Annotated in this window: 13 protein-coding genes and 1 other RNA gene; 9 read left to right on the forward strand and 5 right to left on the reverse strand. The window is 38.1% G+C overall.

Features of this window, described 5'->3' with window-relative positions:
* The first annotated feature begins 81 nt into the window (after positions 1-81).
* Positions 82-3,096 (forward strand): bifunctional diguanylate cyclase/phosphodiesterase, encoded by a 3,015-nt coding sequence (locus I6F49_RS06975; RefSeq protein WP_331461446.1) that lies wholly within the window; start codon positions 82-84, stop codon positions 3,094-3,096.
* A 73-nt stretch (positions 3,097-3,169) separates the two neighbouring features.
* A complete protein-coding gene (locus I6F49_RS06980; RefSeq protein ID WP_166419359.1) occupies positions 3,170-4,057 on the forward strand; it encodes a LysR family transcriptional regulator in 888 nt (295 codons plus the stop codon).
* Positions 4,058-4,065: 8 nt separating this feature from the next.
* Here I6F49_RS06980 and I6F49_RS06985 read toward each other — a convergent pair whose 3' ends face one another.
* Complete coding sequence (locus tag I6F49_RS06985) at positions 4,066-5,019, reverse strand: YihY/virulence factor BrkB family protein (RefSeq protein WP_007582878.1); 954 nt, start codon at positions 5,017-5,019, stop codon at positions 4,066-4,068.
* A gap of 127 nt (positions 5,020-5,146) precedes the next feature.
* Here I6F49_RS06985 and I6F49_RS06990 point away from each other — a divergent pair, with 127 nt between their 5' ends.
* The 3 genes from I6F49_RS06990 (at position 5,147) to I6F49_RS20565 (ending at position 10,182) form a co-directional block, all read left to right on the forward strand.
* Entirely contained in the window at positions 5,147-6,226 is a 1,080-nt protein-coding gene (locus I6F49_RS06990; RefSeq protein WP_197179437.1) for a mechanosensitive ion channel family protein, read from the forward strand.
* A 363-nt stretch (positions 6,227-6,589) separates the two neighbouring features.
* Positions 6,590-8,338 carry an ATP-dependent nuclease gene (locus I6F49_RS06995; protein ID WP_197179439.1) on the forward strand — a complete coding sequence of 583 codons (1,749 nt, stop codon included), beginning with the start codon at positions 6,590-6,592 and terminating at the stop codon, positions 8,336-8,338.
* A gap of 2 nt (positions 8,339-8,340) precedes the next feature.
* Positions 8,341-10,182: an ATP-dependent helicase gene (locus I6F49_RS20565; protein WP_197179440.1), complete on the forward strand. Its 1,842-nt coding sequence runs from the start codon at positions 8,341-8,343 to the stop codon at positions 10,180-10,182.
* Positions 10,183-10,466: 284 nt separating this feature from the next.
* Here I6F49_RS20565 and rnpB read toward each other — a convergent pair.
* Both rnpB and rsmI read right to left on the reverse strand, forming a co-directional pair.
* Positions 10,467-10,845, reverse strand: an RNA gene (gene rnpB / locus I6F49_RS07005) — RNase P RNA component class A.
* A 42-nt stretch (positions 10,846-10,887) separates the two neighbouring features.
* Positions 10,888-11,745, reverse strand: a complete 858-nt coding sequence (rsmI, locus tag I6F49_RS07010) for a 16S rRNA (cytidine(1402)-2'-O)-methyltransferase (protein ID WP_166419362.1) — start codon at positions 11,743-11,745, stop codon at positions 10,888-10,890.
* 62 nt (positions 11,746-11,807) lie between these two features.
* Between rsmI and I6F49_RS07015 the strand changes: the two genes are divergently transcribed.
* From I6F49_RS07015 to dolP, 4 genes are read left to right on the forward strand one after another with little or no spacing between them, the layout of a single operon-like run.
* Positions 11,808-13,685 (forward strand): penicillin-binding protein activator, encoded by a 1,878-nt coding sequence (locus tag I6F49_RS07015; protein WP_197179442.1) that lies wholly within the window; start codon positions 11,808-11,810, stop codon positions 13,683-13,685.
* A gap of 24 nt (positions 13,686-13,709) precedes the next feature.
* Positions 13,710-14,081 carry a YraN family protein gene (locus I6F49_RS07020; protein WP_166419364.1) on the forward strand — a complete coding sequence of 124 codons (372 nt, stop codon included), beginning with the start codon at positions 13,710-13,712 and terminating at the stop codon, positions 14,079-14,081.
* Between the two features lie 32 nt (positions 14,082-14,113).
* On the forward strand, positions 14,114-14,707 hold the full coding sequence (locus tag I6F49_RS07025) for an SIS domain-containing protein (protein WP_002957968.1): 594 nt from the start codon (positions 14,114-14,116) through the stop codon (positions 14,705-14,707).
* A complete protein-coding gene (gene dolP / locus I6F49_RS07030; protein WP_166419365.1) occupies positions 14,700-15,266 on the forward strand; it encodes a division/outer membrane stress-associated lipid-binding lipoprotein in 567 nt (188 codons plus the stop codon). The genes I6F49_RS07025 and dolP overlap by 8 nt, the downstream gene beginning before the upstream one ends.
* 59 nt (positions 15,267-15,325) lie before the next feature.
* Here dolP and I6F49_RS07035 read toward each other — a convergent pair whose 3' ends face one another.
* Positions 15,326-15,763, reverse strand: coding sequence for a ClpXP protease specificity-enhancing factor (locus I6F49_RS07035; protein ID WP_197179444.1), 438 nt, complete (start codon positions 15,761-15,763; stop codon positions 15,326-15,328).
* Positions 15,763-16,389, reverse strand: a complete 627-nt coding sequence (sspA, locus tag I6F49_RS07040) for a stringent starvation protein SspA (protein ID WP_197179451.1) — start codon at positions 16,387-16,389, stop codon at positions 15,763-15,765. The genes I6F49_RS07035 and sspA overlap by 1 nt, the downstream gene beginning before the upstream one ends.
* Positions 16,390-16,422 lie beyond the last annotated feature (33 nt).

A 16,422-nucleotide genomic window follows, 5' to 3' on the forward strand; every position in this document is an offset into this window, starting at 1 on the left:
AGGGAAAAACTTATTTTTACTTCATCACTTAAAAGCCAACTTTACAGGTTGTTAATTTTACTCAGTATCCCCGGTGCAGTCGTGACTGTATTGACACTGTGGTTTGATCGCGACGCTGCGATTGAAAAAAGTGAAAAAAGAATAGTTAACATCGCTAAGCACTTGACCCATCATCAAAAAACAATGGTCGATGATGTACAGCGGTTAACTATTTTTCTGGCAAATAAAGCGGCAAACACTGAAGAGTTACCGACCACCTGCCCTAGCTATTTTTTTGAAATAAAAGCTCTTTACAGCAATATTGCAAATATAGGTATTGTTGATAAAAACGGCGACCTAAAATGCGTAACAAATGGCCGTAGTAATAATATTAATATAAGCGATAGACACTATTTTCAAAATGCCATTAATAATAAAAACTTTTCTGTTGGGTACTTTCAGTACGATAGAAGTATTCAAGCTCAAAGCGTTAACTTTGCGTACCCTATAATAAATAGTAATAACCAAGTACAAGGTGCACTTGTTACTGTAATTGCATTAAATTGGTGGAACATTGCGTTAAGCCAAGCTGAGCTACCTAACAATGCTAAGGCGGTTATTGCTGACTCTAACGGCTTAATACTCGCTAATTACCCTAAGCGCCCAATCGAATTGGGTAAAAAAATCACAGATACAGATTTACTTCACGACAATAGTGCATTAGCTGTTTTCAAAAATGCGAGCGGCGAAAACCAAGTTTTTCACCGATCTGTTATCTATAACGACAAACACAATAATAATTTAGATATCTACATCGCGGTCTCAGTAGACGATTTTATTAACGAGGTTAATGCTAATTTTGCCAAGACAATCATCGCATTTTTAGTCGCGATTCTATTACTCGTATTACTTGCCAGACGACTTATTAAAATAAGCATATTTGACCCTATCGCTGATTTGTCGCATGCAACCGACGAACTTGCTAGCGGCACAATGCCTAAGCACGTAAAAAAACCAAATAGCCCCGAATTACACACACTTTACGACCGTTTTGAAGTAATGGCTGTGACTCGCTTATCGGCAGAAGCTAAATTAAAAAATAAACACAATGAATTAATGAGCTTGCTCAATGCACTACCTGACACCTATTTACGTATAAACGCGCTTGGAAAAATACTTTATATCGGTGGTAATATTAATTCGCTATTTGAAATAGAAGCAGGATCAACCTCAAAGCTCTCTGACTTATTATCGAAAGCGAATACCCAATTACTCCTTGCACATTTAGACAGCTCGCAAACTATTGAATTTAAGGTAAGAGAAGGTGTAACAGAGCATTTTTTTGAAGCTCGTATTAATGCGCTTAAAAACAATAATGAATACATCGTTGTGCTTAGAGATATTAGTCAGAAAAAAACCAATGAAAAAGCACTTCACTTAGCATCGCTTGTGTACAACAACAGTAGTGAAGGCATGACGATAACCGACCCTAACGGCATTATTTACGATGTAAACCCCGCTTTTTGTACAACAACCCAATACAGTAAAGAAGAAGTCATTGGTAAAACCAGTCATATTTTGTCATCCGGCAAGCACACTAAAGAATTTTATCAAAAAATGTGGGCAGAACTTAAAAATACTGGCCGTTGGCAAGGTGAAATAGTAAATCGTAAAAAGAACGGTGATATTTATACTGAGTGGCTAAAAATAGATACCGTATACGATGAGAAAAATATTCCAACCCGTCGCGTGGCTATTTTTACGGACATAACAGAAAAAAAACAAGCTGATGAAACCATATGGCGACAAACTCATTTTGACCATCTGACTAGCTTACCCAATCGTTTAGAATTAAAAGAGCGCTTAAATCAACGCTTTTTAAATATAGGTACCCCTGATAATCAATTGGTTGTCATGCTTTTAGATATTGATCACTTTAAAGATATTAATGACACATTGGGCCATCACTATGGCGACAACTTATTAAAACTCGTATCGCAACGTATAGTGCAGTCGGCAAAAAATGCGTCATTTGTAGCCCGAATTGGTGGTGATGAATTTGTTATTGTATTTAATCAGATTAAAAGTACCCGCCATACAAATCAAATTGCCAGTAATATTTTACAAAGTATCTCATCAGTACTACACATAGACAATGAAGAGCAATTTATTAGTGCAAGTATGGGTATTGCCTGTGCGCCAACCGATGGTGAAAGTACTGAGCAACTTTTAAAAGCAGCCGATCAGGCAATGTACAAAGCAAAAAGTAACGGCCGTAACTGTTTTGAATTTTTCTCAGAAGATATGCGTATTCACGCACAAGCGCGTATGCAGTTATTGAAAGATTTACGAATAGCCATAGACCTTGAGCAATTTGAATTATTTTATCAACCGATTGTTGCTTTAGACGATTTACATATACACAAAGCAGAAGGGCTTATTCGTTGGAATCACCCTAAAAATGGTTTAGTAACCCCCGCCTCGTTTATTCCGCTTGCTGAGGAAACAAGACAAATTAACTCATTAGGTCAGTTTGTATTTACTCAAGCAATACAAACCCTAAAAGAAATTAAAGCAACTACTGGTGAGCAATTTCAAATAAGCGTTAATGTATCGCCTGTACAACTATCCACTGTCGATAGTGGAATAGATGATTGGTGCGATATGCTCAGTGCCGCAAAATTGCCAGCATCATCTATTGTTGCAGAAATTACTGAAGGCCTTATGGTAAATCCAGAGAAACTCACGCAGAGCCGATTAAAAAAATTAGTTCAGTCGGGTATGCAATTAGCACTTGATGATTTCGGCACTGGTTACTCATCACTTGCCTACTTACAAGAAATGGATGCTGATTACCTTAAAATAGATAAACGCTTTGTTGATAACATCCAGCAAGGTAGTCAAGAGCTTGCCCTTTGTGAGGCAATTATAGTGATGGCTCACCAACTCGGGCTTAAAGTGATTGCTGAGGGAATCGAGACATCACTGCAAATGGAGCTATTACTAAACGCAGGTTGCGATTATGGGCAAGGTTATTTATTTTCAAAACCACTTCCTAAAAATAAGTTTATGGCACTGCTTAGCAGTAAAAAAGTGGTTATTTCAAACAATAAATAAACTGTTATGCAATAAATATACTGTGTATGCGGTCAGTTAAGCAATCAGATATAAAGTAGTAGCAGGATTTAAAATGGCAAAAGCAACATTAGAGCAATGGCGAATGTTTAAAGCAGTTGTGGATCATGGCGGGTTTGCAGGCGCAAGCGCAGCTGTACATAAAAGTCAGTCAACCGTACACCACGCTGTGCAGAAGCTTGAAGCCGCCTTGCAAATTAAGTTGCTTGAAGTAAAAGGTCGTAAAGCATTTTTAACCGATAGCGGTAAGCTCATTTTACGCAGAGCTGAATTTTTAATTGAAGAAGCGACTAAAATAGAATCGGTAGCCAGCACTCTTAGCGAAGGCGTAGAAAGCACATTGAAAATAGCCGTTGATGAAGTGCTCCCACACGCTATTTTATACCAAGCACTTGCTAAAACGAGTGAGCTTTACCCCCTTTTAAAAATTGATTTAGTTGAAAGCGTGCTAACAGGTGCAAACGAATTATTACATAACTCAGTAGTTGATTTAGCCATTTCGTCAATTCCTATCTATGGAATTAGCTGTAGTACGCTGTGCAATATAGAGTTTATAGCGGTTGCGCATAAAGACCACGTTTTACACCAGCATACTGAACAACTCAATTTTCGTGATTTAAAGCTGCACAGGCAAATAGTAGTGCGCGATTCAGCAACTCACACTAGTCACAATGAAGGCTGGCTAGGTGCTGATATGCGCTGGACAGTAAGCCACTTACGTAACTCTATTGATATGGTTAGTCAAAATTTAGGTTATGCTTGGCTGCCAAAAACACAAATTGCACATTTAATTGAAGATCAAACCCTCATTGCACTTAATTTAGACCAAGGAACTACTCGCACTCTTAATTTATATTTAATGTGCAACGATAACGACAGACTTGGTCCCGCAGCACAAGAATTTAAAGAGCAAATTACTGCACTTACTAATTTAGCTAATTAATCGGCAATTTATTCGTTTTTTACATCGAGGTGATCTGCTACATAGGCGCCTCGCTGCCCACGCTCTTTAGCCGGCCCTACAGTGCTATCTTTACCTGTTTGCTGCTCAGTAGCTGCATTAATTACAGCACCTAATGTGATTATGTAAGCGCTGATATACAACCACATCAGCATGATCACTACACCACCTAGTGAACCGTAAGTTTCGTTGTAACTAGAAAAACGCGACACATAAAATGAAAAACCTATAGACGCCAAAATCCAAAGCACGGTAGCAATAGACGATCCCATCGTGATCCAACGCCATTTAGCAGGTTTACGATGTGGGGCATAACGATATAAAAGCACCAATGCAAAATTAAAGGTAAAAGCCAATAATGGCCAAGAAATGAGTTTAATTAATAAATCTATACTTTCTTTTAGCCCCACTAAATTAAGTACAATAGGTAGGATACCAATAATTAATAGCGCAAAAATTGCGACTACAATCGCTCCTACCGAAAATAAAAAACGGACTAGTTGAGCCTGAAAAAATGAACGTTTTTCATATTCACGATAACTAATGTTACACGCAGTAATAAGTGCTTGGCTGCCCTTAGAGCTACTCCAAATGGTAAGTATAAGTGTACCAATAGCGCTTAAGCTCAAGCTTGCACTTGATGTTTTAGCAAGGCTAGAAACCTGAGATAAAATCAGTTCGCTGGTGCTTGGTGGAAGCAAAGTAACTATTTTACTTAAGTGCTCACTAATATCTGTTGGGGATGAAAAGTACGCATACACAGATACCATCGCCGCAATGGCTGGAAAAATAGCAAGCAGTGCATAAAATGCCACACCGGCTGCAACTATTGATAAATTATCTTCGCTCATTTGCTTAAAAATACGTTTAACAATATCCCACCAGCCTATAAAAGGGATGTGCGCAGGTTGCTCTGCTTGCTGTCCTCGTTTAGCTTCTTTCATTCTAAACCTCAATATTTGTATTACGTTACTACAGCAAAATGTTTGCCAAGTTAAATAAAGCGTTTGGTACTAAACTTGCTACTGCCTATTATTAACGATTATAAAAACTAAACACGGACGATAAGCCATGCCTAGCAGCCAATCAAACAATATAGCGTTAAACAATACGCTCCCCAGCATACAAAGTTTTCAAGGGGATGTGTTTTCGTGGCATTTTTTTCACGAACAAGCTGTGCAATTACTTCATGCAACAGCGCAAATATTACCCACACTGTTGCTCGCAATAATACTTTTAGCACTAAGCTACTTAATTGCAGGGCCGCTTTCTCGATTACTTATAAAGCCCATTGACTACATGACAGACAGTAAACTGGTTCATTTAGTTGTAAGGCGCAGTATAAGCACTTTAATTATTTTATTTGGCGTGTATTTATTTTTACGTTTAGCAGGGCTTACCGAATTCGCTGTTGCTATTATGAGTGGTACTGGGTTAATAGGTTTAATACTCGGCTTTGCTTTTAGAGACATAGCTGAAAACTTTATTGCCAGTTTATTACTGAGCGTACAAAGACCTTTTAAAATTGACGATGTAATTGAAGTGGATGGCCGATTAGGTATTGTTAAAAAAGTAACCGCAAGAGCAACCACGCTTGTTGATTACGATGGCAATCATATTCAAATACCCAATGCGACTGTATATAAAAATACTATTAAAAACCTGACTGCCAATCCAAAAATGCGCGGCAAAGTAGAAATTGGTATTGGCTATGATAACGATATACGCAGCGCACAAACCCTCGCCCTAGATATTGCCAATCAACAAAATGCGGTACTTAGCGACCCACCTGCGCAGGTTTTAATAAAAAACTTAGGCTCATCAACAATTAACTTTATTTTGTATTTTTGGGTTAATAGCGAGCAGCACAGCCCATTAAAAGTAGGCTCACAACTTATGCGAGAGCTGGTCAATGAATTTACAACACAAAATATCAGCATGCCCGATGACGCACGAGAAAGAATTATACTCACCGACCCTAATGAAAGCGTTTCTAGCTTAGAGCAAAAACAACCAGCGCAAATACAAAGCGAAAAAAGTGAAACAGTTGAGCAAGCTAAAACACTTGATGATGTGAGCAGTGATACCGACGAAATACGTGAACAAGCAGAGCAGTCTCGCGATCCAGAACAAGGAAAAAATATTATTTAGGGGTGGCTTAGCTTGCTATTTAATTTTTACTTCAATATAAAATGAGTAGCGCTTTCGACTCAATAATTAAATAACCAACTAACGTTAATATGTATTAACGTTAGTTGGTTAGTTTAAAATTTCAATGTATTACATACTACGATATCTGAATTGATTGATGATTTAAAAAACAAATAAGCTAAAGGCGCTAGCATTTAAGCCTATATTTTTAGTGGACTAAAGATATTACTAGCACAAGATATGCTACAACTAGTTTTTATTTTCTTACAAAGCAGACTGTTAAAAGTTGCAAACATCTCTAGAATGCTTAATCTTAGTTTCTAATCATGTAAAGATTTACAAATCGATGTAAGGTAACCATTAATGGAATTAAAAATTAGTACAGTCAGAATAAGTGGCTTTCGAGGAATAGAAAACGCTGAGGTGAATCTTACAGATAACACGATACTTACAGGGACAAATAACTCAAGCAAAACTTCATTCCTAAAAGCTTTACAATTAAGTTTGGGGAATCGCAACTTTCTATCTCCTGATGACTTTAATATAAAAGATAAGATTGTAAAAGATAAAATCATTATTGATGTTCTAATAAAACCTAGAGATGGAGATGCCTTTAGCGAGGACTGGGAAATACTTTTCACTACTGACAGAATAAGATTAGATTTAGATACCAATTCATTCATACCACTTCGCACTATTGTTGCTTTTGATCCTATAAAAAATTCTTACAAGACCGAACAATATATTCTCCAAGATTGGCCACCTTTTAAATCAGATACTCTTGACTGGTATGAACAAGAAAACGGTAACATTACTAGCTTTAATTTTGACGAAATACCTTTTTTCTATGTAAGTGCCCAAAGAGACATTACTGAAGATACAAAGATTAAAAGTTCGTATCTCGGTAAAATGCTCTCAAAAATTAAGTACTCTGATGAAGAAATTACTGATATTGAAATAGAAATAGAACGACTTAATAAGAAAGCTGTCGATAAAAGCTCTATTCTTAGCGGAATCAAAGAATCACTAAAAGGGCTTGATAGTGCAATGAACAACCAAGGAAAAGGTGTAGAGATAACTCCTTTTACTAAAAAAATCAGAGATCTAAATAAAGGTATGTCAATTTATTATTCAGACTCAGATGAAAGTTTCTCAATGGAGTACCACGGAATGGGAACTCGAAGTTGGTCATCTATTCTGACTTTAAGAGCCTTTATTAATTTACTCGTTGAAAATGCAAGAGCGGAAAAAAGAGTTTTTTTCCCAATCATTGCTATCGAGGAACCTGAATCTCATCTTCATCCAAATGCCCAAAAGAAGCTATATCGCCAAATGGATGAAATAAGTGGCCAAAAAATAATTTCAACTCACTCTCCATATATAGCCGCATGTGCTGAATTGCATCAGATTAGAAGCTTTTACAAAGCGACGAATTTAAGAGTTGGTAATTTTGAAAATTTGAAATTAACCTCTGAAGGTATCAGAAAAATAAAAAGGCAAGTTATCAGTTCTCGTGGAGAAATATTCTTCTCTAAGTTAATAGTCTTTTTTGAAGGTGAAACTGAAGAGCAAGCTTTGCCAATCCTATTTGAAAAGTTTTTTGGTTATAGCCCTATAGAACTTGGAATTGATTTTGTAGGCGTAGGTGGATATGAGGGGTATCTACCTTTTTTGAATTTTGCAAAACAATTCAATATTCCAAGTGTAATTATAAGTGATGCAGATAACGACGAAATAGTTCAAAAAGTAAGATACCAATTTAATAAAGTCTATGGGAATGAACAAGGTGAAAGTAAACTTGTTTTCCTAGATCATGGATGTGATTATGAAAAACAATTATTGAACGATGGTTTTCAAAAAGAAATTAAAAAAGCGATTCTTTCACTTAATGTATATACAAACGACCGACACAAAGAAAATAAAGAACCAGATGACATACAAGAAACCCAACGATTAAATGATGATGAACTTTATAGTAAAATGTCTGGCTCTAAAACCCAAATGGCGCCAGCGGTCGCCGAGCAAATGTTAGCATCCCCAAAAGAACTTCCCAGAGCTGTAAAAGAAGTATTTGAGTTCGTAAAAGCAACACTATCAATAGAGGTTGAGTAAAAGTGAATAATTCAATTGAGTTATCTGAAAAGCAAAAGCAGATAGTATTTTCTAAAGATAGTGCTATGTATGTTCAAGCTAGTGCAGGTAGTGGTAAAACAAGAGTTCTTACCGAGCGAATCAGATTTTGCCTTCAAAATACGCAAAAGAAGGTATTAGCCCTAACATTTACAAATAAAGCAGGTGAAGAAATAAGAGAGCGACTTTCTGACATCGAGAGACTAGATAGCAGAGTTTTTATAGGAACGTTTCATGGATTTTGCCAATCAGTTTTAGAGAATCATGGTAACTTCATTGGATTGTCGACTTTACCCCATATTTTTGAAGATGAATCCGATCGACTAGAACTTATTGAGCAAGCGATTTCACAAACACCGACCTATTTTTCAGGCTACCAAGCTCAATCTACCGATGAGAAAAGAAAGTTTCGATATCAGGTTTTAGACTATATATCTAAAGTTAAACGTGAAATATTAGACGAAAATGACCTTGCTGACCGCACTGATAATGAAGATATTGTTCTTCTATATCGTAATTATCAGGATATTTTGAGAAGCCAAAATGCGATAGATTTCGATGATATTATTTTACAAGCTTGTAAGCTTTTCATGAATTTCCCTAAGGTTGCAGGGCTCTATAGAAGAAGTTTTCATTCCATTTGTATCGATGAAGCACAAGACTTAAACAACGCCCAATATCAAGTTATTAAACATCTAACTAACGGAGAGTTTTTCAATATTTTGATGGTAGGTGATCCCAATCAATCTATTTATCACTTTAATGGTTCATCACCAAAATATATGAATGAAGCTTTTGTTAATGACTTCAAGCCTGAAATAGTTTTGTTAAATGAAAATTATAGATCTTCGCTACAAGTACTTATGGCTGCAAATCAAATAATCAATGTTGATGGTGACCTTAGCACTCTAGTCGTTAACGGAGAGTATCAATTATCGGCTTATGAGGATGAGTTTACTGAAGCTCAAGGTGTAATTAGGAGAATACAAACACTTATTCAACAAAAAAAACATAGAGATATTGAAGGTGATATTACATACGAGAAGATAGCGATTCTTGCACGTAATAAATATGTTTTTTCTCATCTTGAAGAAAAATTACAAATGAATCAGATCCCTTATTATTACAAGATGGGCCAAGGCAGTATCAAATTCGAATCTGACGAAATGAAAATTTTTGACTTAGCACTTCGTATTAAATTAAACGAAAATGATGAGCTACATTTGGGGCGTCTTTTATCTAAGCTGAAATTGCATAATCATGAAGGTATAAAATCATTACAAGACTTAAACAATTACACCCTCAATAAAGTCGATTCAGAGGTAATTGAGTTAGTATTAAAGCTTTCGGAAGATGGGTCAAATCTTAAAGCGTTAGTAAAATCGTTTAAAGAATCTGTTACCTTAGATGATGATAATGACCTAAGTATGCTAATAAAAGATCTTGATGAGTTACTAGAGCACTGGGTTACATATGCTAAAAGTAACGATAGGAAATCCTTACACAAGTTTAAAAATGCAATGGCTTTAGGGCAGACACAACCAAATCAAGATCATAAAGGAGTGACCTTAAGTACTGTGCATACAATGAAAGGCCAAGAGTTTGACATTGTTTTTGTCATAGGTTTAGATGACGATACTTTTCCTGATTACAGAGCTATCAGATCTGGTGGGGTAGACCTAAAACAAGAAAAAAACAATCTCTATGTAGCATATACCAGAGCAAAAAGGCTACTTTATGCCTCATACCCAAAACAGCGAACCATGCCGTGGGGCAAAGTTGCTTTCAGAAACCTTTCGCGGTTTTTACAAAATGTCCCGTCCTAAAATACTTTGACGGTTTTATTGAAGGCCAGTAGCTTTTGCTCCTGATCTTTTTTTATGTACTTGGTTTGGTGTTTCCATGCCTAAACTCAAAGGCGGCCTGATTTCATTGGGCTGCCAATTGGGTCAAATCTTGACTTCATACATCATAATTTCTCACTGCCCGGTTATCACTCTTTGTTGAAATTTTAACGAGTACTGCAAACAGCTAGCCAAAAACTAATGACTAACCTTAATTTTTAAACACAAAAAAGCCCGCAGTGTTAACTGCGGGCTTTTTATTGAATGAGTGAGTCAGCCGTATAAGCCGGGTTTTGTCCTTTCCGAAGAAAGTGATAATCATTCGTCTAGGCCATAAATCGCTCTATGGCTCAAGCAACCTACCCGGTTCTGACGTGGGCCACGCGTTCATTATTTAAAATGATAGAACCCTATTTGGTCTTGCTCCGAGTGGAGTTTACCTTGCAACCGACTATTACTAGCGGCCCGGTGCGCTCTTACCGCACCCTTTCACCCTTACCAACCCGAAGATTGGCGGTCTCCTCTCTGCTGCACTTGTCGTGGGCTCACGCCCCCCAGCCGTTAGCTGGCACTCTGCCCTATGGAGCCCGGACTTTCCTCCCCCTGATCATTTTCGTCACAGGCAGCGATCATCTTGGCTGACTCGGCGCGCAGTATACATGAGGCTAATACCAAGCGCAGTAAAATTTACTCTTTTTCTTCAATAATTGTTTTATATAAAGCGTTTTTCTTCATACCAAAGTATTCAGCAACCACACCACACGCCTTTTTCATTGGCATTTCACTTTCAAGAAGTGCCAGCATTTTGCGCGCTTCAGGCGGAACATCGTCTATCTGCTTTGGTTTACCTGGAAGCATCAGCACTATTTCGCCGCGCTGCTTAGTAGGATCATCCGTCAAAAACTGTTTTAGCTCGCTTACGCTACCGTTAAAAAATGTTTCAAACGTTTTAGTTAGCTCTTTAGCAAATACAACTTGTTGCTCATCGCCAAGGGCTAGCGCTAAATCATCAAGGCTTGCCATAATACGGTGCGTACTTTCGTACATTATACTAGTAATGCCCGAGTTAACTGCTTCGGTAAAAAAGTCTTGGCGAGCTTTACTTTTAGCGGGCGTAAAACCAATAAACTGAAAGCGGTCGGTTGGCAAGCCTGAACAACATACGGCTGTAATTGCAGCACATGCACCGGGTACGGGTGTAACATTAGCGCCTTGTTCGCGGCATAAGTTTACAACGGCATAACCTGGGTCACTAATAAGCGGTGTACCAGCGTCGGATACTAAAGCAATATTTAAACCTTGATTTAGTTGATCGATAATTTGCTGTGCTTTTTGCTTTTCGTTGTGGTCATGTAATGCAAACGTTTTTGCCTTAATACCAAAGTGGCTAAGTAGCTTGCCAGTATGGCGAGTGTCTTCAGCAGCTATTAAGTCAACCTGCGATAATGTCGCGATGGCACGGTGACTTAAGTCGTCATAATTGCCAATTGGGGTGGCAACAATGTAAAGAGTGCCAATTTTCTGTGAATTCTCCTCATTTAACATTGAGGTCTCCTGCGTCAGTCAGTAATATAAGCAAATCGCGTTAACGTATTGGGAAATCATTTGTGCGACTTAAACTAGTTAGTCTATTAATTATATTGTCAGGGTTATCGGCGTGTAGCACAACCGAAAAACCAACTAAAAACAGCGATAACGTAAGTAACCGCACTAATGCACTGCAAAATCAGGCAACCAGTGCGCAATCTATCTATCAATTGGCGCAAAACCGCCAAGGTGCCGATAAAATACAATTACTGTATAGCGCACGTGATGCTGCAATTAGTGAGCAAAACTGGCCTTTATTAGAGACAATTGGAAATGAGCTTGAATTAACCGCAAGTGTTGATCAAATTCAAAACCGTCTTTATATTGCATTTGCACAAAAACAACAAAATAAAAATGACCAAGCCTTAGTGATTTTACAATCGCTAGACGGACAACTTACTCAACCTGAGCATTTTGCATGGCACCAGTTTTTAACTGCCACTATTTACGCATCACAAAATTTTCCTAAAAAAGCAGCACCCTACTTTTTTAGAGCCTCTGAAACAGCAGCAAAAAACAACATAGAAATCCCTCAGCTTAATCAAAGTTTATGGGATAACTTAAAACAGCTCTCTTCTTATGCGCTTGAGCGCTTTAACCGTGGCTCGGTTATTCAGCAAGGCTGGACTAACCTAGCGTTATACCATCAAGTATATGCAGGTAGCGGTGTAGAGTTAGATCAAGCAATCAATAATTGGCGAAGACGCTATATTGGGCACCCCGCTTTTAGTGTTTTACCTAAACAAGATGAAATGCTTACTGAATTTGCGCCTCTGAATATAGAGCGCTTAGTTGTATTGTTCCCGCAATCAGGACCTAACGAACGTTTAGGTGATGCGCTTAAAGCCGGTGTATTGGCTGCGCTTGATACGCAAAATATCAACGACACTATTTTTATTGATGAAAACTTAAGTACAGAAGAAATTGCAGCACAACTTGAAGAAATAAAGCCTGATTTTGTAATTGGCCCTCTACTTAAAGCAAATATAGATAAACTAGCTAATGCGCAAACGTTTATCGATACGCCAGTACTACATTTAAACACCTTTGATGGTGAACGCATTTCGCTTCAGCATTATTACTTTGCACTAAATCCTGAACACGAAGTAGAACAAGCCCTAGAGCACTTTTTAGCAATGGGTTACCAAAAGCCGATGCTACTTGCGCCTAATAACGCTAACGGGCAACGTCTTGTTGATTACTTTAACTTGCAGTGGCAACGCTATAGCGAAACTAAGCCACAAATAGGTTTTTATAACGATAAAAAAGATATGCCAAACACGATTACCAGCTTGCTGGAAGTAGATAAATCAAAAGATCGCATAAAAACGGTTAAGGCATTATTTAAACAAGAAGTAGAAAATGAAACGCGCTCACGCAGTGATATTGATGTTATTTATATTTTAGGTGATGCAATAGAAACACGCTTAATTAAACCTTACCTTGATGTAAACGTAAGTACTTTTGCAGATCGCATTCCACTTTACGCCAGCTCTAAAAGCCACAGTAAACAAATTGACAGTACTGACAAAGGCGACTTAGACGGCCTATACTTCACTGAATTGCCGTGGATGCTCGATTCGCAAATTAAACAGCATAATTTACGCCAGCAATATGATTCGTTATGGCCAGAACAAGTAGATATTAGCCAACGCTTATTTGCTATGGCATACGATGCAGTCTCTATATTACCTGATATTAGGCAGTTAAGCGTAATGCCAGGTAATCAATACAGTGGTTTAAGCGGAAAATTATCAGTTAATACAAGCGGTCATATAGAGCGTATGCTTGACTGGGCTCAATACACAAATCGCCGTATTGAACCCGTGCAATTAAAAACACAGCGTCCTGTGCCATTGTTTATGCAATCAGCAAGTGAGATGCAAACTATAAATTAAACTTAATTAAGTTGAGGGGGCGGCATGTCGTGGTTTAAAGAGCTGTGGCACAATAGTCGCGAAAAAGGCCAGTATTATGAGCTTGAAGCGCAAAAATACTTAGTTACTCAAGGGTTAACGCCTATTGAACGTAATTATTACTGCCCCTTTGGTGAGCTTGATGTCATTATGAAAGAAGGCAACACCCTTGTATTTATTGAGGTTAAGTTTCGCAAAAATAATGCAAGGGGCGGCGCCAACTATGCGCTTAGTCCACAAAAGCAAGCTCGATTAAAACGTAGTATTTATCATTACTTAGCAGCTAAAAATTTGACTAACCAAGCACTAAGAATTGATTATGTAGCCATTACAGGAGAAGCATCTCCTAATATTAATTGGCTGAAAAATGTATTTTAAACACAAATACAAAGATAAATTATTGGTAGGCTATGCAAGATACAATTAAAGAAATTTTTACAGAGAGCATTCAAGTTCAAATCGCTGCGGGTGAAGTACTACCGAGTGCACTTGAGTCAGCTGCATTTACTATTGCACAAAGTCTGATCAACGGAAATAAACTCATTTGCTGCGGTACTGCAAATTGCCACATGCTCGCACAGCATATGGCCGGTGTATTGGTTAATCATTATGAAACCGAACGCCCCTGCTTACCTGCAATTGCTCTATCGCAAGAAAACGTTAACCTTGGACAAAGTACTCAGGTAGACGATCACGATACATTTGCTCGTCAAGTCCGCGCTTTTGCCCAGCAAGGCGATTTATTGCTGGTACTGGCTATTAACGGTAACGAAAAACATGTTATTTCTGCCGTTGAAGCTGCACTAACTAAAGATATGAAGGTCATAGTGATGGTTGGTGATGATGGTGGCGAGTTGGTTGGCCTACTTGGGCCTAATGATGTTGAAATTAGATCGCCATCTAAACGCCCTAGCCGCATTATCGAATCCCATTTAGTTAACTTACATTGTTTAAGCGAACTGGTTGATTTAACGCTTTTCCCTCAGGATGAAAATTATGTTTAAACGCTCTCTTATTGTTTTAGGTACTGTTGTATTACTGCAAGGTTGCGCAGCCGCTGTTGTTGCAGGTACAGCCAGTGCAGTAACTGCAGCGAACGACCGCCGTACCATTGGCTCTCAAATTGACGACAACAATATTGAAATAAAAGCCAGTATTGCACTTAGCGAAGTAGAACGTCTTGAAAAGTTTGCCAATATAAGCGCTGTAAGCGTTAATGGTATTGTTTTACTTGTTGGCCAAGTTGCTAATGAAGAAATGAGAAACGAAGCCCAGCGCACCATTGAGGGCGTTGCAGGCATTCGTAAAATACATAACCAAATTCGTATTGGCTCAAATATTGGCATTACTACACAAACTCACGACTCTTGGTTAACTTCTAAAGTAAAAGCTCAGCTACTAACAGCAAAAGACATTAGCAGTAATAATATTAAAGTGGTTACAGAAAACGCTGAAGTATTTTTAATGGGTTTAGTATCTGACTCTGAATCTACCCAGGCGGTAAATATTGCCCGTAATGTATCAGGCGTAGAGCGTGTAATTAAAGTGTTTGAATATATGTAAAGTTAAACACTGACATAAAAAAACCGCTTATTAAGCGGTTTTTTTTTGGCATTTACTTATTATTTAATAACGCGTAAATGTGAGCCTTTTTTCTTCTCAGGCTTTTCTGGCGGTGTTTCATTAATAAACTCAGCTGATGAATCAACACTTTCAAGCTCTGGCACAAAATCGTCTTCGTCCTCTAAAAACTCATCTGCGGTAAAGACTGTTCCTTCGCCATTTTCACGCGCGTATATTGCAAGCACAGCACCTAGAGGTACATACACTTGCATTGGCTGACCACCAAAGCGCGCATTGAAGCTAAGTTGGGTTAAGTCTAACGAAAACTGTGTGACCGCTGATGGACTTATGTTTAAAACAATTTGTCCATCTTGAACAAATTGTGTTGGCACTTGTACATTTGCAAATCCAGCGTCTACCACTAAATGCGGTGTACACTCGTTATCGACTATCCAATCAAAAAAAGCACGTAATAAATAAGGACGATTAGGCGTCATTATAAACGGATCTCACGCTCAGCTTCAGTTAAAGAGGCCTGGAATGACTCACGTTCAAATAAACGGATCATGTACTCTTTAAGTTCTTTAGAACCTGCACCATTTAGCTCAATACCAAACTCTGGTAAACGCCATAATAGTGGAGCTAAGTAACAATCTACTAAGCTAAACTCTTCACTCATAAAGTAAGGCGCTTCGCTAAAAATAGGTGCTACAGCAAGTAATGCTTCTGTTAGCTCTTTACGAGCTTGAGCAGCATCTGATGCGTTGTTACTGATTTTGTCAGCTAGGCTGTACCAATCTTTATCAATACGATGCATCATTAAGCGGCTACGACCACGCATTACCGGGTAAACAGGCATTAGTGGAGGATGAGGAAAACGCTCATCAAGGTATTCCATGATGATGTTTGCCTGGTATAAACCAAGCTCACGGTCAATCAGTGTTGGCACTGTACCGTAAGGGTTAATTTCGTGAAGTGCTTCTGGCAAATTATCTTTTTCAGCCAAATGAATATCTACACTTACACCTTTTTCCGCAAGTACAATACGTACTTGGTGGCTATACATACAGTTAGCACCAGAAAAAAGGGTCATTACAGGGCGCTTATTGGCAGCTACGGCCATGCCTATACCTCCATTAAATAACTAAAACAGCAA

The organism is Pseudoalteromonas sp. SWN166 (assembly GCF_015864485.1).
Taxonomy (GTDB): domain Bacteria; phylum Pseudomonadota; class Gammaproteobacteria; order Enterobacterales; family Alteromonadaceae; genus Pseudoalteromonas.